The organism is Breoghania sp. (assembly GCF_030066895.1).
In the GTDB taxonomy this organism is placed as follows: domain Bacteria; phylum Pseudomonadota; class Alphaproteobacteria; order Rhizobiales; family Stappiaceae; genus Breoghania.
Map to the genome: position 1 here is coordinate 72,746 of NZ_JASJAV010000033.1, position 14,817 is coordinate 87,562.

A 14,817-nucleotide genomic window follows, 5' to 3' on the forward strand; every position below is an offset into this window, starting at 1 on the left:
GCGGTGCCTATTTGAAGCGATAGGTGATGCGACCCTTGGTGAGGTCGTAGGGCGTCATTTCGACGAGGACGCGATCGCCAGCGAGAACGCGGATACGGTTCTTGCGCATGCGGCCTGCGGTGTGGGCAATGATCTCGTGGTCGTTCTCAAGCTTCACGCGAAACGTTGCGTTAGGCAGAAGTTCCGTGACCGTGCCCGGAAATTCCAAGACTTCTTCTTTCGCCATGCGGTTTCCTGGCTCTCCTGTTCGATCGTGCAGATCCGGCAAAAGTGGAAGCCGGCTTTCCCGTCGAGATCTGCAAGAAGCAATAGTGTCAGCGTGCGCAGGTCTGCAAGCGGTCCGCATGCGCCTTTTGCGCGCGCGAACCTAGCGGATTGGATGTGGAAAGTGAACAGGCCATAAACACCGGGATGACAATGCGGCATTCAATTGCGCAAAAGCTGCTGAAAGACGGGCCGAAAAGCCTTCGTCAAATTGTCATTCCGGGCTCAAATACCGTTTTTGATCCATATCCTCCGCACTGAATTTTCCGTTCGGTGCAGTTCCGGCCTGTTCAGCCTTCCGGCGCGGCCTGCCATCTCAGGCGTTTCTTGATGCGCTTCATCAACTGATCGCGCACCGAGCGATAGGCGTCGAGTATCTGGTCGCGGCTGCCCGTGGCAAAGGTCGGATCGTTCGTCGGCCAGTATTCCACATCCAAGGCCTCCGTCCGGGTCAGTTCCAGCGCCCAGTGGTGGGCTTCGGGTGCCAGCGAGATCACCAGATCGAAATTCGTGTCCTCCAGCTCCTTCACCGTCTGGGGGCATGATCATCGATGTGAAGTCCGATTTCGGCTAGCACCGCATCCACGAACGGGTCGCGCTCGCCCTTGCGCACGCCCGCGGACGCAAAGTAGATCTGCCGCGGGAAGAGATGCCGCGTGATCGCGACCGCCATGGGTGAGCGAACGGCATTCATGCCGCAGACGAAGAGGACGGCGCCGGGCATCGGCGCGGGCGCCTCCACGGCGTTCAGCCTTTCCGGTAAAGTGCGCATACCAACGTGAACAGTCGGCGCGCCGTATCGTGATCGACCGAGATCTTGCCCTTCAGCCGTTCCGCCAGCAGTTCCGATCCCTCGTTGTGAACCCCGCGCCGCGCCATGTCGATCGCCTCGATCTGGCTCGGAGAAGGCGGTGCGGATGGCGGCATAGTAGCTTTCGCAGATCAGGAAATAGTCCTTCAGGATCCGCCGGAAGGGGCTGAGCGACAGCACGTGGGTGACGACCGGATCGCCGTTCTCACGCGTGACTTCGAAATGCAGCCGCTTTTCGATCACGGCCAGATTGAGGTGGTAGGGACCGCCTTCCTCGTCGACCCAGGGGGCTCGAAATGGTTGTTGGCGATCAGATCGAAGATCGCGACCGCGCGCTCGTGCTCGATATCGGCCGACGAGCGTTCGGTGGTCCCCTCGTCGAGGGTCACCTCGCTCAAGCGGGCCCGATCAGATCGCTGTTCCTGCGCGCATTCTTCCGTCATGCTGGTTCTGTCGCGATACGGCTCATGCCGATCGACATCTGTCTACAGAGGCGAAGCAAAGTCCCGTGAGCCTATTGCGAAGGCTGCGTTGCGATCCAGTCCCAAAACACGCGCACCGGCCGAATTCGGCAAAGGGCAGTGCTGGAAGAGAACGTGCGTCGGCCCATTCTTGGAGATGGCCAACGCCACAACGTCCCAACCGCGCCCGCCTTGCACGACCTTCTACAGGTTGAGCCGCACCGCCACGGAACGGCCATGCGCGGTGAGTCCTTCCTCTTCCGCCAGTCGCATGGCGGCCGAGCCGATCTGGCGCAGTGCCTCCGGCGAACACTTCAGGATCGACGTGCGCTTGACGAAATCCAGCACGTTGAGACCGGAGGAGAACCGTGCCGAGCGCGCCGTCGGCAGCACGTGGTTGGTGCCGCCCACATAATCGCCCACCGCTTCCGGCGTGTAACGTCCGAGGAACACCGCACCCGCATTGTGGACCTTGTCCAGCAGGCTTTCCGGATCGGCCACCGCCAGCTCCAGATGTTCTGGGGCGATGCGGTCGATCAGCGGTACTGCCTGAGCCAGATCGTCGATGATGATGGTCGCACCGAAATCGCGCCAGCTCGCACCCGCGATATCGCGGCGCGGCAGGGTGGCAAGCTGGCGGTCCACCGCCAGTTCGACAGTCTCCGCGAGCTCCGCGCTGTCGGTGATCAGGATCGACTGGGCAGACGCGTCGTGCTCGGCCTGGGCTAGCAAGTCGATCGCCAGCCAGTTCGGATCGTTCTCGCCATCGGCCACCACCAGCACTTCCGACGGTCCGGCGATCATGTCGATGCCGACCGTGCCGAAGACCTGCCGCTTGGCCGCCGCCACGAAGGCGTTGCCCGGGCCCACGATCTTGGCAACGGGCTTGATCGTTTTCGTACCATAGGCGAGGGCGGCAACGGCCTGCGCGCCGCCGATGCGGTAGATCTCGCTGACGCCCGCAAGACGCGCGGCAGCCAGCACCAGCGGGTTGAGCGCACCGTCCGGGCTCGGCACCACCATGACGAGCCGCTCCACACCGGCAACCTTGGCCGGAACCGCGTTCATCAGCACGGAGGAGGGGTAGGACGCGGTGCCGCCCGGCACGTAGAGCCCGACAGTGGAAATTGCCGTCCACTTGGAGCCGAGCTCGACGCCGATGGGATCGCTGTAGCGGTCGTCCTTGGGCATCTGTCGGGCGTGGTGAGAGCGGATACGGTCGCGCGCCAGTTCCAGCGCCTGCATGGTGGTTGCGTCGACCTTGGCGACGGCTTCGTCGATCTCCGCTTCGGTGATGGCGATCCCGGTCTCGTTCAGATCCAGCCGGTCGAAGCGTTTGGTGTATTCGGCGATAGCCGCATCTCCGCGGGCGCGCACATCGCCGGTGATCGCGCGCACCGTTTCGCCAACGTCCTGGGAAACCTCGCGCTTGGCGGCGAGCAGTTCGGAAAAGCGGCTTTCGAAGTCCTCGTCGGCCGATGTCAGGCGGATGGCCACAGCGTGTGCTCTCCTGAAAGGGGTAGGGTGCGTTACTCGACGCGTAAGGGATCTGGTCAGGCCTCGTCGAGGTCGTGTTGCGGAGCGCTCCGGGTCGCCCATGTGGCGCCCAGATCGGCAAGTTGCGCCTCGATGCATTCCACGTCGAGCCGGATCTTTCCGCCTCCTGCGAAGTCCAGCAGGACACGCCCGGCGGGAGATTCCGTCTCTTCGAACCGGACGGCAAGCAGCACCAGCACCGCGTCCTTGGCACCCTGGCGCAGGCCGGAGACCGAAACCTTCTCCACCCGGTCGAAATGCAGCGCGGCGCGGTGTCGTTCGAATTCCTTCTGCCCGTCGCGCATCTCCTCGCGCACGAAGCGGTTCATGGCAAGAACGAAACGCTCTTCGCCCTCAAGCCAGCGCAGATCGACCATCTTCAAAACGGCATCCTGCACATGGGCGGAGACAATAGCGAGATCGTCGCTGTCCAGAGCGACAAGCTTCAAGTCGGACATCGGACCCGGTCTGTTTGACAAAACGCATACATGGGGCCGTTCCGGCCCGTTGCGCTAGAGGTAGTCGCTCCGGCGTTTTCGTGCAACGGTTTGCGATGTTGCGTCGCCTTGAGGGCCATCGTTCGGGCTTTTGCGCCGGGTCAAATCAGGACCGGATCTGCCGGTTCCGTTCGCAGCCCTGCCTCTCGCACCTTCGTCTCGAACCGAGCACGCGCGCGAGCTCGTGTCGACGGATCCGGTATCCAGGGTTCAGTCGGTCCGCAAACGCCGTCTTCTAAGAGGCAGCGATGCGCTCGATCTCTGCGCCGCAACGGCGGAGCTTCTCTTCCAGCCGTTCAAAGCCGCGGTCGAGATGGTAGACGCGGTTGACTGTCGTCTCGCCTTGCGCCGCAAGTCCTGCGATGACGAGCGAAACGGAGGCGCGCAGATCCGTCGCCATGACGGCGGCACCCTTCACCGTCTCAACGCCCGTAACCGTTGCGACCTGACCGTCGAGATGGATATCCGCACCAAGTCGGGCCAGTTCCTGCACGTGCATGAAACGGTTTTCGAAGATCGTTTCGGTAATGCGCGATGTGCCCTTGGAGTGCGTCATCAGCGCCATGAACTGCGCCTGCAGATCGGTCGGGAAGCCGGGGAAGGGCTCGGTGATGACGTCCACCGGCGCGACGCCCGATCCGTTGCGCTTCACGCGGATGCTGGAATTGGTCACGGTGATATCCGCGCCCGTGCCGCGCAGCGTCTCCAGCGCATTTTCCAGAAGATCGGCGCGCGCGCCTTCAAGCATCACATCGCCGCCGGTCATCGCTACCGCCATGGCGTAGGTGCCGGTTTCGATGCGATCGGGCACGACCCGGTGGGTGTGGCCGGAAAGGTGCTCGACGCCCTGAATGTGGATCGTCTCGGTGCTGGCTCCCTCGATCTGGGCGCCCATGCCGATGAGGCATTCCGCCAGATCGACGATTTCCGGCTCGCGTGCGGCGTTCTCGATCACGGTTTCACCGCGCGCGAGCGCCGCCGCCATCATCACCACGTGGGTGGCGCCGACGGAGACCTTGGGAAAGTGCACGCGGCTGCCGACGAGCCCCTTGTCGGCGCTGGCATTCACGTAACCGCTCTCGATATTGATATCCGCGCCCAGAGCGCGCAGGCCGTCGATGAAGAAGTCGACCGGCCGCGTGCCGATGGCGCAGCCGCCGGGCAGGGAAACGCGGGCCTTGCCCATGCGCGCCACCAGTGGGCCGATGACCCAGAAGCTCGCCCGCATCTTGGAGACGAGTTCGTAAGGAGCCGTGGTGTCGACGAGGTTGGCGGCGTTCAGATGAACGGTCTGGCCGGTCATCGTGTTCTCGCCGGCGCGCTTGCCGTTGACCGAATAGTCGACGCCGTGATTCGACAGGATGTGGGTGAGCTGGGCGACGTCGCGCAGCCGCGGCACGTTTTCCAGCGTCAGCGTCTCGTCGGTGAGCAGGCTGGCGATCATCAGCGGCAGCGCCGCATTCTTCGCGCCGGAAATGGGCAGGCTGCCATTCAGTTCATGGCCGCCGACGATCCTGATCTTGTCCATACAATGCCCCGATATGCATTACGCCGGGTCGCACGCACCCGGTTGCGGATAAGCAATGCAGGGGGCAGGTGGCCGGCGGGTCTGGTGATGAGCACGCGATATGCGCGTGCCATGGGCCTGTTTCAACTGCGGCCCGTCCCTTTAAAGGTGCTCTAGCCCAAGCTTGTGGCGGAGACAAGGCATAGCTGGCTCCACCATTCTCCGCCCATCGCCGCAGGGGGAGGTGGCGCTGTCGAGGGGAGATTCGCCCAAGTATCTGGCTGCCAACGCTGTTCCGGAATGTGAGACCGCGGTGTCGGGCCCGGAAAATGATGAGACGACCCTTGGCCGGCTCACGAATCGCCGGGCGTTTCGTCTTTTCCCGCGTGCGCGGTGCCTGCGGGGGCGGCGCGTCGCTCGCGTACCTGTTGCTTGCGCCGTTTCAGGTTCGCGCGAAGCGCTTCCACGAGCCTCTCCTCGCGCGCCGCGTTCTTGCCCTTCGCAGCCTTTTTGTTCTGCCCGGAAGGAGCCTGCGCCGCATCCGCAGCGTCATTGGCGCCGTTTGGGGACTTGGTCGTGTTATCAGTATCGGTCATGGCCCCGTTTTTAGCGAAGATCAGCGAACGCGGAAACGGAAAAGCGAGACGAGTGGGCATGGCGCGGGCACACGTTTTCGCCGTCCGGGCGGCCGTTTTTGCGTTGTCGGGGCATCGTTTGGGGGCTTGGGTAATGCACAGGCCTATGGAAAAGCGCATTGAAGCCTTATGCTCTCTTGCGCCCATCGCCCGCCTATGGCAAAAGCGCCGCGTCCGAGGAACTTGCGGCTCTTCCCCGCAACGCGCGCACCGCGCCCCGATCTTCCTGCAACAGACCGGGTCCCCACCAGACAGAGCGCTGCCGTAGCTCAGGGGTAGAGCACTCCCTTGGTAAGGGAGAGGTCGTGAGTTCAAATCTCACCGGCAGCACCATGTTTTCCCGCTGGAAGCCCCCCGGACACCTCCACCTACTATCTCAGAACGCGTGTTCCTCACGATCTGGCCTCGTCTGTGAAGGGACGAAAAATCTCCCTGCCGATTGGCGGCAAGCTCGCTCAGGTCACCATCAACCAGTTGGTCAAGGTGTCGCTTCGCACGAAGGATGTGTCGGAGGCGAAGGAGCGTCACCGGAAGGCGTCAGCGGCCCTCGATGATGTCTGGGAAGCCATTCGGTCCGGTCCGAAGCCGCTCAGCTTCAAACAGATTCAGGCTCTGGCGGGTGAGTTCTATCGGCTCTGAGCCGAGACGGTGGAGGATGAGCCGGGACCGCCTTCGGTCTGGGATAAAGTCCTCAGGGCGAACAAACAGGCACGGGAAGGCGGGACGTTCAAAGTTTCAGCTCTGGCGATTCCTCAGACGCTTTCGCCGGAAGCCGCGATGGAACAACGCTTCGGTCCCTTCGCTGATCTGCTGCTTGGCAAATACCGGCTGGAAACGGATGAACTTTCAAGGTTGAGGCTGCTGCTCGCTCTGAAGGAAGCCGGGGATCAGGTTACGGAAAAGCTGAAGCGCAATGCCGGTGGAGACTATCGCCCGGACCCTGAGGCGGAGCGTTTCCCGTCCGTCTAAGCGGTGACGCCTGCTGCGTCGTCTGCCTCTGTGTCCCTGAAGGGGCTCTTCGAGAAGTGGAAGACACGCAAGCTGAAGAATGGCGGCTCCTGGCGTTCTGTCCGTCGATGGGAACCTATCATCGAAGAGTTCACCGCTTTCATCGGTCACGACGACGCCTTGAAGATCACGAGGGACGACGTGATCGCGTGGCGTGAGAGCCTGTACGATGCCGGGCGGGTATCTGCCGGGACGTTCAAGAAGGTCAATCGGACGGCTCTCAGCTCCATCTTCGAGCTGGGCATCAATCTCGGCCTGCTCCACGACAATCCGGTCAAGACCGTCAAGCCTGACCGGGAAAAGCACATCCAGATCCGCCCAAAAGGCTTCACCGATGCGGAAGCCATCCTCATTATGACAAAGGCCACGCAGGGGGTATACGGATCGGACGTCAAATACCCTTGGTCCGGTCGTCTCCGCCGCTGGGTGTCATGGATCTGTGCCTATACCGGAGCGCGTATCACGGAGATAACTCAGCTCAGAAAGGAAGACATTCTGGTTGAGGACGGAATCCCGTGCATTCGCATCACGCCGGACGCCGGATCGGTGAAGTCGGGCAAGTACCGCATCGTGCCGTTGCATTCCCATCTGATCGATCAGGGCTTCCTGAACTTCGTCAAGAATTCACCGAGCGGCTACCTCTTCATTGACTCCCACGCGGAGGGGTGACGATCTGCCGGAACGGACTGGCAGCAGTCTCGGGCGATGGATCAAGAGCGACAAGGTCGGCATCCAGGACAAGAAGGTGCAGCCGAACCATGCTTGGCGTCACCGCTTCCGCAATCTGATTGCCCGAGAAGGGATCGACAGCCGCACAACGAACCACATCACCGGCAATGCCCAAGGGAATGTCGGTCAGCAGTATGGTGACCCTGAAGTCCGAACCATGCACGACGCCATCGAAAAACTGCCGTGCTATGAAGTGCCGGGGACGTGAAGGGTAGGGGAATCGGTTCCTATCACTCGCTTCAGGACAGATTGCCATTTGACGAGCTTCTAGAGACCCCTCAGGATTCGAGGGGGGCTTGCGCTGGGCTCTGAATATGCGGACGGAAGGAATGCGAGGTAGGAACACCCTAAGTGCGTTGGTGCAATCTGCTAGGAGCGGATTCCCTCACATAGAAATGGAAGGGAACGCGCACGAGGAGACATTCCACCTGTTATTGAACTACATGTGGATAAGAGGCGTATGTCTGACCTTCACCTCTTCTGAGGATCAATCGTCGACGCTATTGTAGCTTTCGCGTTCGTCCGAGAGATTGCCGTTTGAACCAATGATCTTGGGTTCATACCCTCTGACCAGCTCGCAATATTTCTCTTGGCTTTTTCGTTTCATTTGTCCCAGACGTTAAGGTCCTATCGTTGTATGTTCCTAAGCATGCATAAAGTTCGGTAATAGCGATCTGGCCGAAAAGGGCTTCTAATGCCACTTATCTGACGAACGAGTATTTCGGAAATTATATTGGGGAGCTCCGAAGACGCAGACCTAAGGCGGCTGAGGCGGTAAAACCCGGACAGTCCAGTTCCGCTCACTCGTTATTGAGCTTTATACTCTGATGGGGTTCGACTGCACAAAATGCAGTTGAGCATACGGAGCGGCCGGAAGCTGTGTTTGTTGACCTCAAAGGACTCCATCACTCTCTAAGAGGCTCTGAGGGCTTCTAGAGGTTATTGGACTCATCCTCCCGAACTTCCTCCCGCCTCGCCCTTGTGCCACGGGAAGTTATAGCGAGCTTACGATGTTCAGCCGAGAAATCGCAGAGCTGACGGGGAAGCTTCATCACCATGTCTGCCGGGATATCAGGGCGATGCTGGGCGAACTCGGGGAGTCAGAAACCAAATTTGGTTTTTGCTACACGGCTGACACCGGCAATGCCTACACCGAGTACCTCTTGCCGAAGCGTGAGTGCCTCGGTCTCGTCTCGGGGTACTCGGCAAGGCTCCGCATGGCGATCATCGACCGCTGGCAGGAGCTTGAAGCCCAAGCAGCTCTCACTCCCGCCCTCCCGAACTTCTCGGATGAGATTGGGGTCGCTGAGGCCTGGGTAGCTGCCAAGAAGGAAGCTAGGGCTGCTGAAGCGCAGATTCTGATTGCTGAAGGCCAGGTTCAGGCCTTTCTGCCCGATGCCCGTGTGGGTAAGTTGGCGGTCTCTCACAAGAGAACGATCACCGAGTTTGCGCGATTGCTTCCGGGCGTGAACCTTCAGAGGATCAAGCTGGACTTTGCCGAGCTAGGCTATCTTTATCGCACCGGTTGCTATGGGACGTGGCGCGTCTATCGGCGGCACAACAAGCTCTTTGAAGAGCGCCTTGTGGATGATGCCAAGGGCTATCGTCAGATTATTGCGACGGATGAGTTATCCACCGTAGTAAAATTTATCATATAAATAATATTGACGCATGATTCGGCGGGTGATTCGATTGGGTTCACTCGGGGCTTAAGACATTCCGAGTGATATGTTCCTAAGGTAGCTGCTTAATTCCAGTCAATCACTGCCTATATCGGCCGGGTGCCGTCGTCGCATGTCCAGAGCGCAAGCTTAAAGGACGATGGAGTGTCCCACCTTGGAGACATGTCTTAACATCCGGCCCATTCTGCCGCTTAGGACACGGTGCTTGGGTCTTCGAATATCCAAGGAATCTGTCATGAGATTGCAGATTAATTCACTCATTGTGGAATTGTCCTTCCACTCTGTTTTCCTCAATGTCCCCTTCATCGGTCAGCTACACGCCTGTCGGCCGCTTGGCCTGACCCTTTGCAGAGGCTGGGACAGAGCCTGACGCTTCCTATCACGCATGACGACTAACACCGGCTCTCGTGGGCTCACAAAGGGCTTGCGGGAGCTGAATTCGTGCTGATGAACGCACTCACGCCAATTCTCGACAGCGCCTCGAAAGGCTCTGCCAGTGCCACAAACCCGATGCACGAGCTGTTGAAGTTCCTGTTCAAGCCGAAGGATGAGGAAGGGCATGAAATCCGTGTCGTCGTTATCGACGGCCAGCCGTGGTTCGTCGCCAAGGACGTTTGCGATGTCCTGAATTGGGATGGCAGGCGAGGTTCGACCCGATATCTGCAAAACCTCGAAAATTTCGAGGTTATGGATTGCCGCGTGAATGTTCGAGGTCGCGCGAGCAAGATCGTCTCTGAAAGAGGCCTCTACAAGTTGATCATGCGATCCACAAAGGCGAATGCTAAGCCCTTTCAGGATTCGGTGACCAAGACCGTGCTGCCGTCGATCCGCAAGAATGGCGGTTACATCGCCGGGCAGAAGCTGATGGCGACAGACGAGATGAGCCCCGAAGAGTTCGTTGCACGGGTTCTCAAGGTGGCCGATCAGATCATCAAGGACGGTGCAGAGAAGCTCAGGCAGACCCAGGAGAAGCTCGACCGGATGCAGAGCGCATTCCAGCTCACTTCGCAGTGCCTCAAGGAAGCCGAGGACGTTCTCGCTCAGAAGGAAGAGGAGTGGAGCTGGATGACCCATTCGCGAGTACGCTGACAGACCCATAGACGGGCTCTGAGGGTAACCCGACATGCCATTCGGTTGAAATAAAATAATCATTATATATCAATTTTTAAAAAAATTTCCTTCTCCTTTAGGATTAGGTGCACGCGCTGGTCCACACTCAACCACAGCACGGAAGGCAATACGACATGAGCGAGAACGCTCCCAAGGGCAGCGACAGCCCGACAACACTCCCGCCGGTGACGATCTACACGGGCGGCTCCTGTATTCCCAATCCGGGGCAGGGCGGCTATGCGGCGATCCTGACCGGTCGAAGAACGATCTTGGAAATCTCCGGTGGCGAGCCCGAGACAACGAGCAACCGAATGGAACTGACGGCCGTCATCGCCGGGCTTGAACGACTGACGAACCCGGCTCCGGTGATCGTCGTGTCAGACAGCCGATACCTTATAGATGGCACTTCGCGCTGGATGACCGGCTGGATTGATCGCCACTGGAAGAACGTCGAGAACGATGATCTCTGGCGCAAGATCGAAACATTGAAGGAGCGATACGACATCGACTGGCGCTGGATCGCCGGTCATAGCGGTCATCGCTTCAATGAAAGGGCGGACAGGCTCGCAGCCATGGCCAGTCAGCGTCAGACACCGCTTGAACGAAGGCTCTACCGGAGGCCCAAAGCTGCCTGACGACGAAGACACGTCCCTTATTCCTCCACCCATAATTTCCGGCTTCAGCGTCTCTCTCAGGGGGAGACGTTCTATCGGGATGAGCTGATCAAGCTCGCCCCGACCTCGGGCAGGCAGGGAAATTCTGCGTTTCAAAACCTCCATGAGCCCCCTTAAAAGCCCAGCATTTCTGACGTGTTCAGCGAGCGAGCCTTAAAAGAAAAGATCTCTCTGGTTCGGTGGTGTTGGGTTCTATCCCCTATCGGAATCCCCACCCAAAATGACAATCACCGTCATCGACTCGATCATTGGATCGGGCAAGACCAATTACATCATCTCCTACATCAACGACCGCCATCAGCACGACCTGATCGACTGCTTCGACACAGACCGGGATCCTCTTCGCTTCATGGTCATCACGCCTTTGTTGGATGAGGTCGAACGCTACCAGCTCAATTGCCCTGAGCTGCACACTTCAAGGACCCTCAACCCATCGAGGGCAAGAAGCTCCATCACCTTGAGACGCTCATCTGGGACGGCGAGAACATCGTTTCGACCCACGCGCTTTTCCGGCTGTTCAATCGACGCATTCTCGATGCCCTCAAGACGAGGAACTATGTTCTCGTCATCGATGAGGCTCTCGCTTGCGTCGATCTCTACACCGATCTGACCAAGGCCGATAAGGCTCTGCTCTTCCGGGATTGGCTGGTCTATGTCGATCAGGCAACCGGACACCTCCGCTGGAATACCCGTGACCATGCCAATTATAAGGGCAAGTTTGATGCCGTCCGGGGGCTTTGCGAGAACGGCAATCTGGTCATGAAGTCCGACAGCGTCCTGATGTGGGAGTTTCCCCAAGCCTTCATCGCATGCTTTCCAGAGGTCTTCATCCTGATCTACCTCTTTGAGGGCTCGCCCATGTCCGCATGGCTGAAGGCGGCCAAGCTTTCCTATCAGACAATGGCTGTGCAGGATGGAAGGTTGGTATCTCCCATTGAGGTCGATGAAAGCGCGCTCAAGGCGGCGCTTCGAGAACCTCGGCATCACGTTCGATGCTGACCTCTATGCCCTGTCGGAAATGATCCAGTGGATCTGGTGGTCGCGGATCAGGAACGGCGGGGAGATCAATCTCTTTGTGCCATCTGAGAGGATGCGAGGCCTACTCAGGGAGTGGCTACTAGAGTAAGAGCACCGAGCATAGTGCAATCGGCAAACCCGGCATCGAATTTCGGCCGAACAGTCAGTAACTTGTATCGATGGACGATACCGCCGGAATGAGTGCATATGGTCATGCAAATTCATGGCAAGCCAAGAATCGGATTAAGCATGACAAAGAAGCCGCATAATTCTCGGCAATGAACCTGAGTGATGACCGTGAGGCCTTCGACGAAAGCTAATGCATCTAAGCGCCCAACACAGGTATCTAAATTCGACATGCGGTAGCCGTTAAATTTGTGGATTGGCACCGTATTGCTTTGTGTCATAGCGTAAAGTCTAATAAGAACGGATTAGGGACATGGTTATGGAACCTCCGCACGACGGACGCGAAACCGCGAACTTCATACTCGACTTCTGTGATGAGAAGAAGCTACCTGTAACCAACTTCGCTTTGCAAGAGATCGTATGTTTTTGTCACGTGTGGTCTTTGATCGAATTTGACTGTGCACTTGTCAAACATAAATTTGAAGCATGGGACTATGATCCTGTTTTGCCTTATCTTTATAGAGATATAGAGAATTTCGTTCACTTGATAAGTCTCCTATTTTGAGATGTGCAACTAGAATCGATGCGTCAACTGGACTCTGTGTTCCAGTTAAGTACAATTCCGATCCGGAAACAGAATTATTTCTTAATACCGGAGTAGTAAATCCAGGAATGAAAATCGAAGATTCTGAATATCCGAGATTTTTATTCGAAATTTGAGAAGCCATTTTAAAGTTCAATAGGCAGATGAATCATACCCGAATTACGTGTCCGCTCTATTCAGCATCTTGTACTCAACTGGCATTTTGACTCTACGAAGATCGCAAGAGAACTAGTGAATCTCGTGAATGATCCTCCGTGGTTCAACTACAACCCGCTTTTCAGTGCTGTTCGCGATCTTCTAATTCTGAAGGTCCCATACAGTGGCGTCGTTCAAGGTATAAACCGAATTAAGCGAGAGACTGTTAGAAAAAAATCTGGCAGAAGTGCTGCCGCTAATACGCGATCCTTTTGAAGGAATTTCTTCAGATTTCTATCAAGGAGTCGATCGTGGGCATTGTTCCCTCCGTCGAGATCTTATGGTCCCTTTTGATCCGCCAATGATTTATGGCGTCGGTGGACGACTTTATTTTCCATGGTTTAGTTTCTGGCGTAGCAACTCTCTAGCCGATGAACGGCTGGCACTATTTGTAACCGTAGTCGAGGAGTTGCTAGCAGATGACCCGGATCTTGAAATGGCACGTTTTGAGGTCCTTGACTTTAGTTGCTCTGACAAAAATTCCCCTCGCGAATTACGCGTTATTAATACCGGTTACATCCCAAGGGTTGATGCAGATAGAAAGGCTGAGATGATTTCCTGTTTTTCGGAGGGGTATTTCCTCGCATGTAAAGAGCTTTCATCAAGTGCGGATGCAGCGAAAAGTGAAAAGCGTCCCGGAGATGACGCTGATTCGGACCAACTCGGTTTGTTTGACTAGATATAGCGTTCAGCGTCTGTGTCTTGTTCATCTCAGTTCGGGATTGGTGATTGGTGTGAGATGTATATAGAATAATAATATTATATTTTATATTGAATAATAGTATTAATAATACATTATTAAGTGCGTATATGAGTTGTTAAAGGTATATCTCGCAATGAAATTTTCGAAAAAATCTGTGATCATATTTGTATGTACAAAATCAGGCGTTTTCCCCCGTATCCCCCCGCCACCAGCGCGTAATAAGCGGCGCGATTGCGACGCCTTTAACGCAACCAAATCTAAACGGCTTCAACATTCCTCAGGTAGTTTAGTGTTTGCCAGACATTGCCTCCATCTCCTGTCCATAAAAGTATACCTTCTGAGACTGTCGCTTGACGCGTCTCTTTTCATGTCTCATTAACTGGTCTGCATATCAATTAAAAGGTTATGAGAATGGCGTGCGTTGGCTATGCCCGTATCTCGGCCATCGGGCAGTCGCTGGAGGTTCAGAGGGATCGGCTTCAGCGGGAAGGGATCGACAAGCTCTTTGAGGAGAAGCGTTCGGGCGTTGACGCGAACCGTCCCGCGTTGAAGCAATGCCTGGACTACCTGAGAGAAGGCGACATGCTGATGGTCAGCCGTATTGACCGTCTCGCGAGGAGCGCCGAGGATCTGCTGCGGATCGTTCGGGAGCTGGAGGCCAAGCAGGCCACGTTGAAGGTACCGGATCAATTCATCGATACGCGTGATGCTGCCGGGAAGGCGTTTCTCTGAATGTTGGCCGTGTTTGCCGAGTTCAAAACGAATATCCGCAAGGAACGGCAAATGGACGGGATCGCCAAGGCCAAGGCAAAGGGCACCAAGTTCGGCCGTCGCCCGGCGCCCACACCTGAGGTGGTCGCCTCCATCAAGGCGATGCGGAACGGCGATGAGCTAATTGTCCCTGAGATCATGAAAAAGACGAGCCTGTCCAAGCCGACGGTCTATCGCGCTTTGGCGGCTCCCTGAGCTCCCACCTTTTTCGGTGTGATTCAGTGCGGGGGAATGCCGATCTTCGAGACGGCTTCGAGAAGCTGTTCGTCGCTGGGGCCTTCGGAATATCGCTTCAAACCTTCTCCGACGCGTTCGTGTCCTATCACCCAATCACACGTCGAAGGCGGAATGCCAGCCCGTTCAAGCCGCGTCCGGACTCTGTGACGCCATCCGTGAGCAGCGACGAGTTGCGTGTCGGTGTTGATGACCTCAGCTTGCGCCCGAGCCGTTTGGTGATCGCCCGTGACCGCTTGCCGAACTTGTCGGC

At 57.3% G+C, this 14,817-nt stretch carries 17 protein-coding genes, 1 tRNA gene and 2 pseudogenes; 12 read left to right on the forward strand and 8 right to left on the reverse strand.

The genetic code is table 11. From position 1 onward, the window contains the following. Positions 1-7: 7 nt before the first annotated feature. From infA to QNJ43_RS25160, 7 genes and pseudogenes are all read right to left on the reverse strand, one after another. A complete protein-coding gene (gene infA / locus QNJ43_RS25130; protein WP_107987687.1) occupies positions 8-226 on the reverse strand; it encodes a translation initiation factor IF-1 in 219 nt (72 codons plus the stop codon). Between the two features lie 328 nt (positions 227-554). After that, positions 555-1,036 (reverse strand): annotated as a pseudogene (locus QNJ43_RS25135) (low molecular weight phosphatase family protein). Next, a pseudogene (locus tag QNJ43_RS25140) lies at positions 1,012-1,518 on the reverse strand (UPF0262 family protein). Before QNJ43_RS25140 ends, QNJ43_RS25135 begins: the two co-directional pseudogenes overlap by 25 nt. A 222-nt stretch (positions 1,519-1,740) precedes the next feature. Continuing rightward, positions 1,741-3,033 carry a histidinol dehydrogenase gene (gene hisD, locus QNJ43_RS25145; protein WP_300474447.1) on the reverse strand — a complete coding sequence of 431 codons (1,293 nt, stop codon included), beginning with the start codon at positions 3,031-3,033 and terminating at the stop codon, positions 1,741-1,743. A 56-nt stretch (positions 3,034-3,089) separates the two neighbouring features. Further along, a complete protein-coding gene (locus QNJ43_RS25150) occupies positions 3,090-3,530 on the reverse strand; it encodes a DUF2948 family protein (protein ID WP_300474450.1) in 441 nt (146 codons plus the stop codon). A 274-nt stretch (positions 3,531-3,804) separates the two neighbouring features. After that, on the reverse strand, positions 3,805-5,097 hold the full coding sequence (gene murA / locus QNJ43_RS25155) for a UDP-N-acetylglucosamine 1-carboxyvinyltransferase (RefSeq protein WP_300474481.1): 1,293 nt from the start codon (positions 5,095-5,097) through the stop codon (positions 3,805-3,807). A 332-nt stretch (positions 5,098-5,429) separates the two neighbouring features. Then, positions 5,430-5,831, reverse strand: coding sequence for a hypothetical protein (locus tag QNJ43_RS25160; RefSeq protein ID WP_300474483.1), 402 nt, complete (start codon positions 5,829-5,831; stop codon positions 5,430-5,432). Between the two features lie 138 nt (positions 5,832-5,969). Between QNJ43_RS25160 and QNJ43_RS25165 the strand changes: the two genes are divergently transcribed. From QNJ43_RS25165 to rnhA, 8 genes are all read left to right on the forward strand, one after another. After that, positions 5,970-6,044: transfer RNA gene (locus QNJ43_RS25165), tRNA-Thr, on the forward strand. A 78-nt stretch (positions 6,045-6,122) separates the two neighbouring features. Next, the gene (locus tag QNJ43_RS25170; RefSeq protein ID WP_300474486.1) at positions 6,123-6,350 is read left to right on the forward strand and encodes a DUF6538 domain-containing protein; all 228 of its coding nucleotides are present in this window, start codon (positions 6,123-6,125) and stop codon (positions 6,348-6,350) included. Positions 6,351-6,488: 138 nt separating this feature from the next. Beyond that, entirely contained in the window at positions 6,489-6,680 is a 192-nt protein-coding gene (locus QNJ43_RS25175; protein ID WP_300474488.1) for a hypothetical protein, read from the forward strand. 3 nt (positions 6,681-6,683) lie between these two features. After that, a complete protein-coding gene (locus tag QNJ43_RS25180) occupies positions 6,684-7,388 on the forward strand; it encodes a hypothetical protein (RefSeq protein ID WP_300474491.1) in 705 nt (234 codons plus the stop codon). Continuing rightward, a complete protein-coding gene (locus QNJ43_RS25185; protein ID WP_300474493.1) occupies positions 7,366-7,656 on the forward strand; it encodes a hypothetical protein in 291 nt (96 codons plus the stop codon). The genes QNJ43_RS25180 and QNJ43_RS25185 overlap by 23 nt, the downstream gene beginning before the upstream one ends. Positions 7,657-8,458: 802 nt before the next feature. Next, positions 8,459-9,106: a Rha family transcriptional regulator gene (locus QNJ43_RS25190; RefSeq protein ID WP_300474496.1), complete on the forward strand. Its 648-nt coding sequence runs from the start codon at positions 8,459-8,461 to the stop codon at positions 9,104-9,106. A gap of 471 nt (positions 9,107-9,577) precedes the next feature. Then, a complete protein-coding gene (locus QNJ43_RS25195) occupies positions 9,578-10,219 on the forward strand; it encodes a BRO family protein (protein ID WP_300474498.1) in 642 nt (213 codons plus the stop codon). Positions 10,220-10,374: 155 nt separating this feature from the next. Further along, complete coding sequence (gene rnhA / locus QNJ43_RS25200) at positions 10,375-10,875, forward strand: ribonuclease HI (RefSeq protein WP_300474500.1); 501 nt, start codon at positions 10,375-10,377, stop codon at positions 10,873-10,875. Positions 10,876-11,298: 423 nt separating this feature from the next. On the opposite strand, the gene QNJ43_RS25205 is transcribed toward rnhA, so the two are convergent. Beyond that, entirely contained in the window at positions 11,299-11,613 is a 315-nt protein-coding gene (locus tag QNJ43_RS25205) for a hypothetical protein (RefSeq protein ID WP_300474503.1), read from the reverse strand. A gap of 60 nt (positions 11,614-11,673) precedes the next feature. On the opposite strand from QNJ43_RS25205, the gene QNJ43_RS25210 reads away from it, so the two are divergent. The 4 genes from QNJ43_RS25210 to QNJ43_RS27755 all read left to right on the forward strand — a co-directional run bounded on the left by QNJ43_RS25210 (position 11,674) and on the right by QNJ43_RS27755 (position 14,525). Then, positions 11,674-11,913: a hypothetical protein gene (locus QNJ43_RS25210; RefSeq protein WP_300474505.1), complete on the forward strand. Its 240-nt coding sequence runs from the start codon at positions 11,674-11,676 to the stop codon at positions 11,911-11,913. A gap of 1,130 nt (positions 11,914-13,043) precedes the next feature. Then, the gene (locus QNJ43_RS25215; protein ID WP_300474508.1) at positions 13,044-13,535 is read left to right on the forward strand and encodes a hypothetical protein; all 492 of its coding nucleotides are present in this window, start codon (positions 13,044-13,046) and stop codon (positions 13,533-13,535) included. A gap of 435 nt (positions 13,536-13,970) precedes the next feature. After that, on the forward strand, positions 13,971-14,291 hold the full coding sequence (locus QNJ43_RS27750) for a recombinase family protein (RefSeq protein WP_346433125.1): 321 nt from the start codon (positions 13,971-13,973) through the stop codon (positions 14,289-14,291). Next, positions 14,292-14,525: a hypothetical protein gene (locus QNJ43_RS27755; RefSeq protein ID WP_346433126.1), complete on the forward strand. Its 234-nt coding sequence runs from the start codon at positions 14,292-14,294 to the stop codon at positions 14,523-14,525. Positions 14,526-14,817 lie beyond the last annotated feature (292 nt).

Coding starts and splice junctions, on each gene's coding strand:
- QNJ43_RS25210 (WP_300474505.1), top strand. CDS start 11,674: ATGAAGTCCGACAGCGTCCTGATGTGGGAGTTTCCCCAAGCCTTCATC.
- QNJ43_RS25175 (WP_300474488.1), top strand. CDS start 6,489: ATGGAACAACGCTTCGGTCCCTTCGCTGATCTGCTGCTTGGCAAATAC.
- QNJ43_RS25195 (WP_300474498.1), top strand. CDS start 9,578: ATGAACGCACTCACGCCAATTCTCGACAGCGCCTCGAAAGGCTCTGCC.
- QNJ43_RS25205 (WP_300474503.1), bottom strand. CDS start 11,613: ATGGTCACGGGTATTCCAGCGGAGGTGTCCGGTTGCCTGATCGACATA.
- QNJ43_RS27755 (WP_346433126.1), top strand. CDS start 14,292: ATGTTGGCCGTGTTTGCCGAGTTCAAAACGAATATCCGCAAGGAACGG.
- QNJ43_RS25160 (WP_300474483.1), bottom strand. CDS start 5,831: ATGCGCTTTTCCATAGGCCTGTGCATTACCCAAGCCCCCAAACGATGC.
- QNJ43_RS27750 (WP_346433125.1), top strand. CDS start 13,971: ATGGCGTGCGTTGGCTATGCCCGTATCTCGGCCATCGGGCAGTCGCTG.
- rnhA (WP_300474500.1), top strand. CDS start 10,375: ATGAGCGAGAACGCTCCCAAGGGCAGCGACAGCCCGACAACACTCCCG.
- infA (WP_107987687.1), bottom strand. CDS start 226: ATGGCGAAAGAAGAAGTCTTGGAATTTCCGGGCACGGTCACGGAACTT.
- murA (WP_300474481.1), bottom strand. CDS start 5,097: ATGGACAAGATCAGGATCGTCGGCGGCCATGAACTGAATGGCAGCCTG.
- QNJ43_RS25150 (WP_300474450.1), bottom strand. CDS start 3,530: ATGTCCGACTTGAAGCTTGTCGCTCTGGACAGCGACGATCTCGCTATT.
- QNJ43_RS25190 (WP_300474496.1), top strand. CDS start 8,459: ATGTTCAGCCGAGAAATCGCAGAGCTGACGGGGAAGCTTCATCACCAT.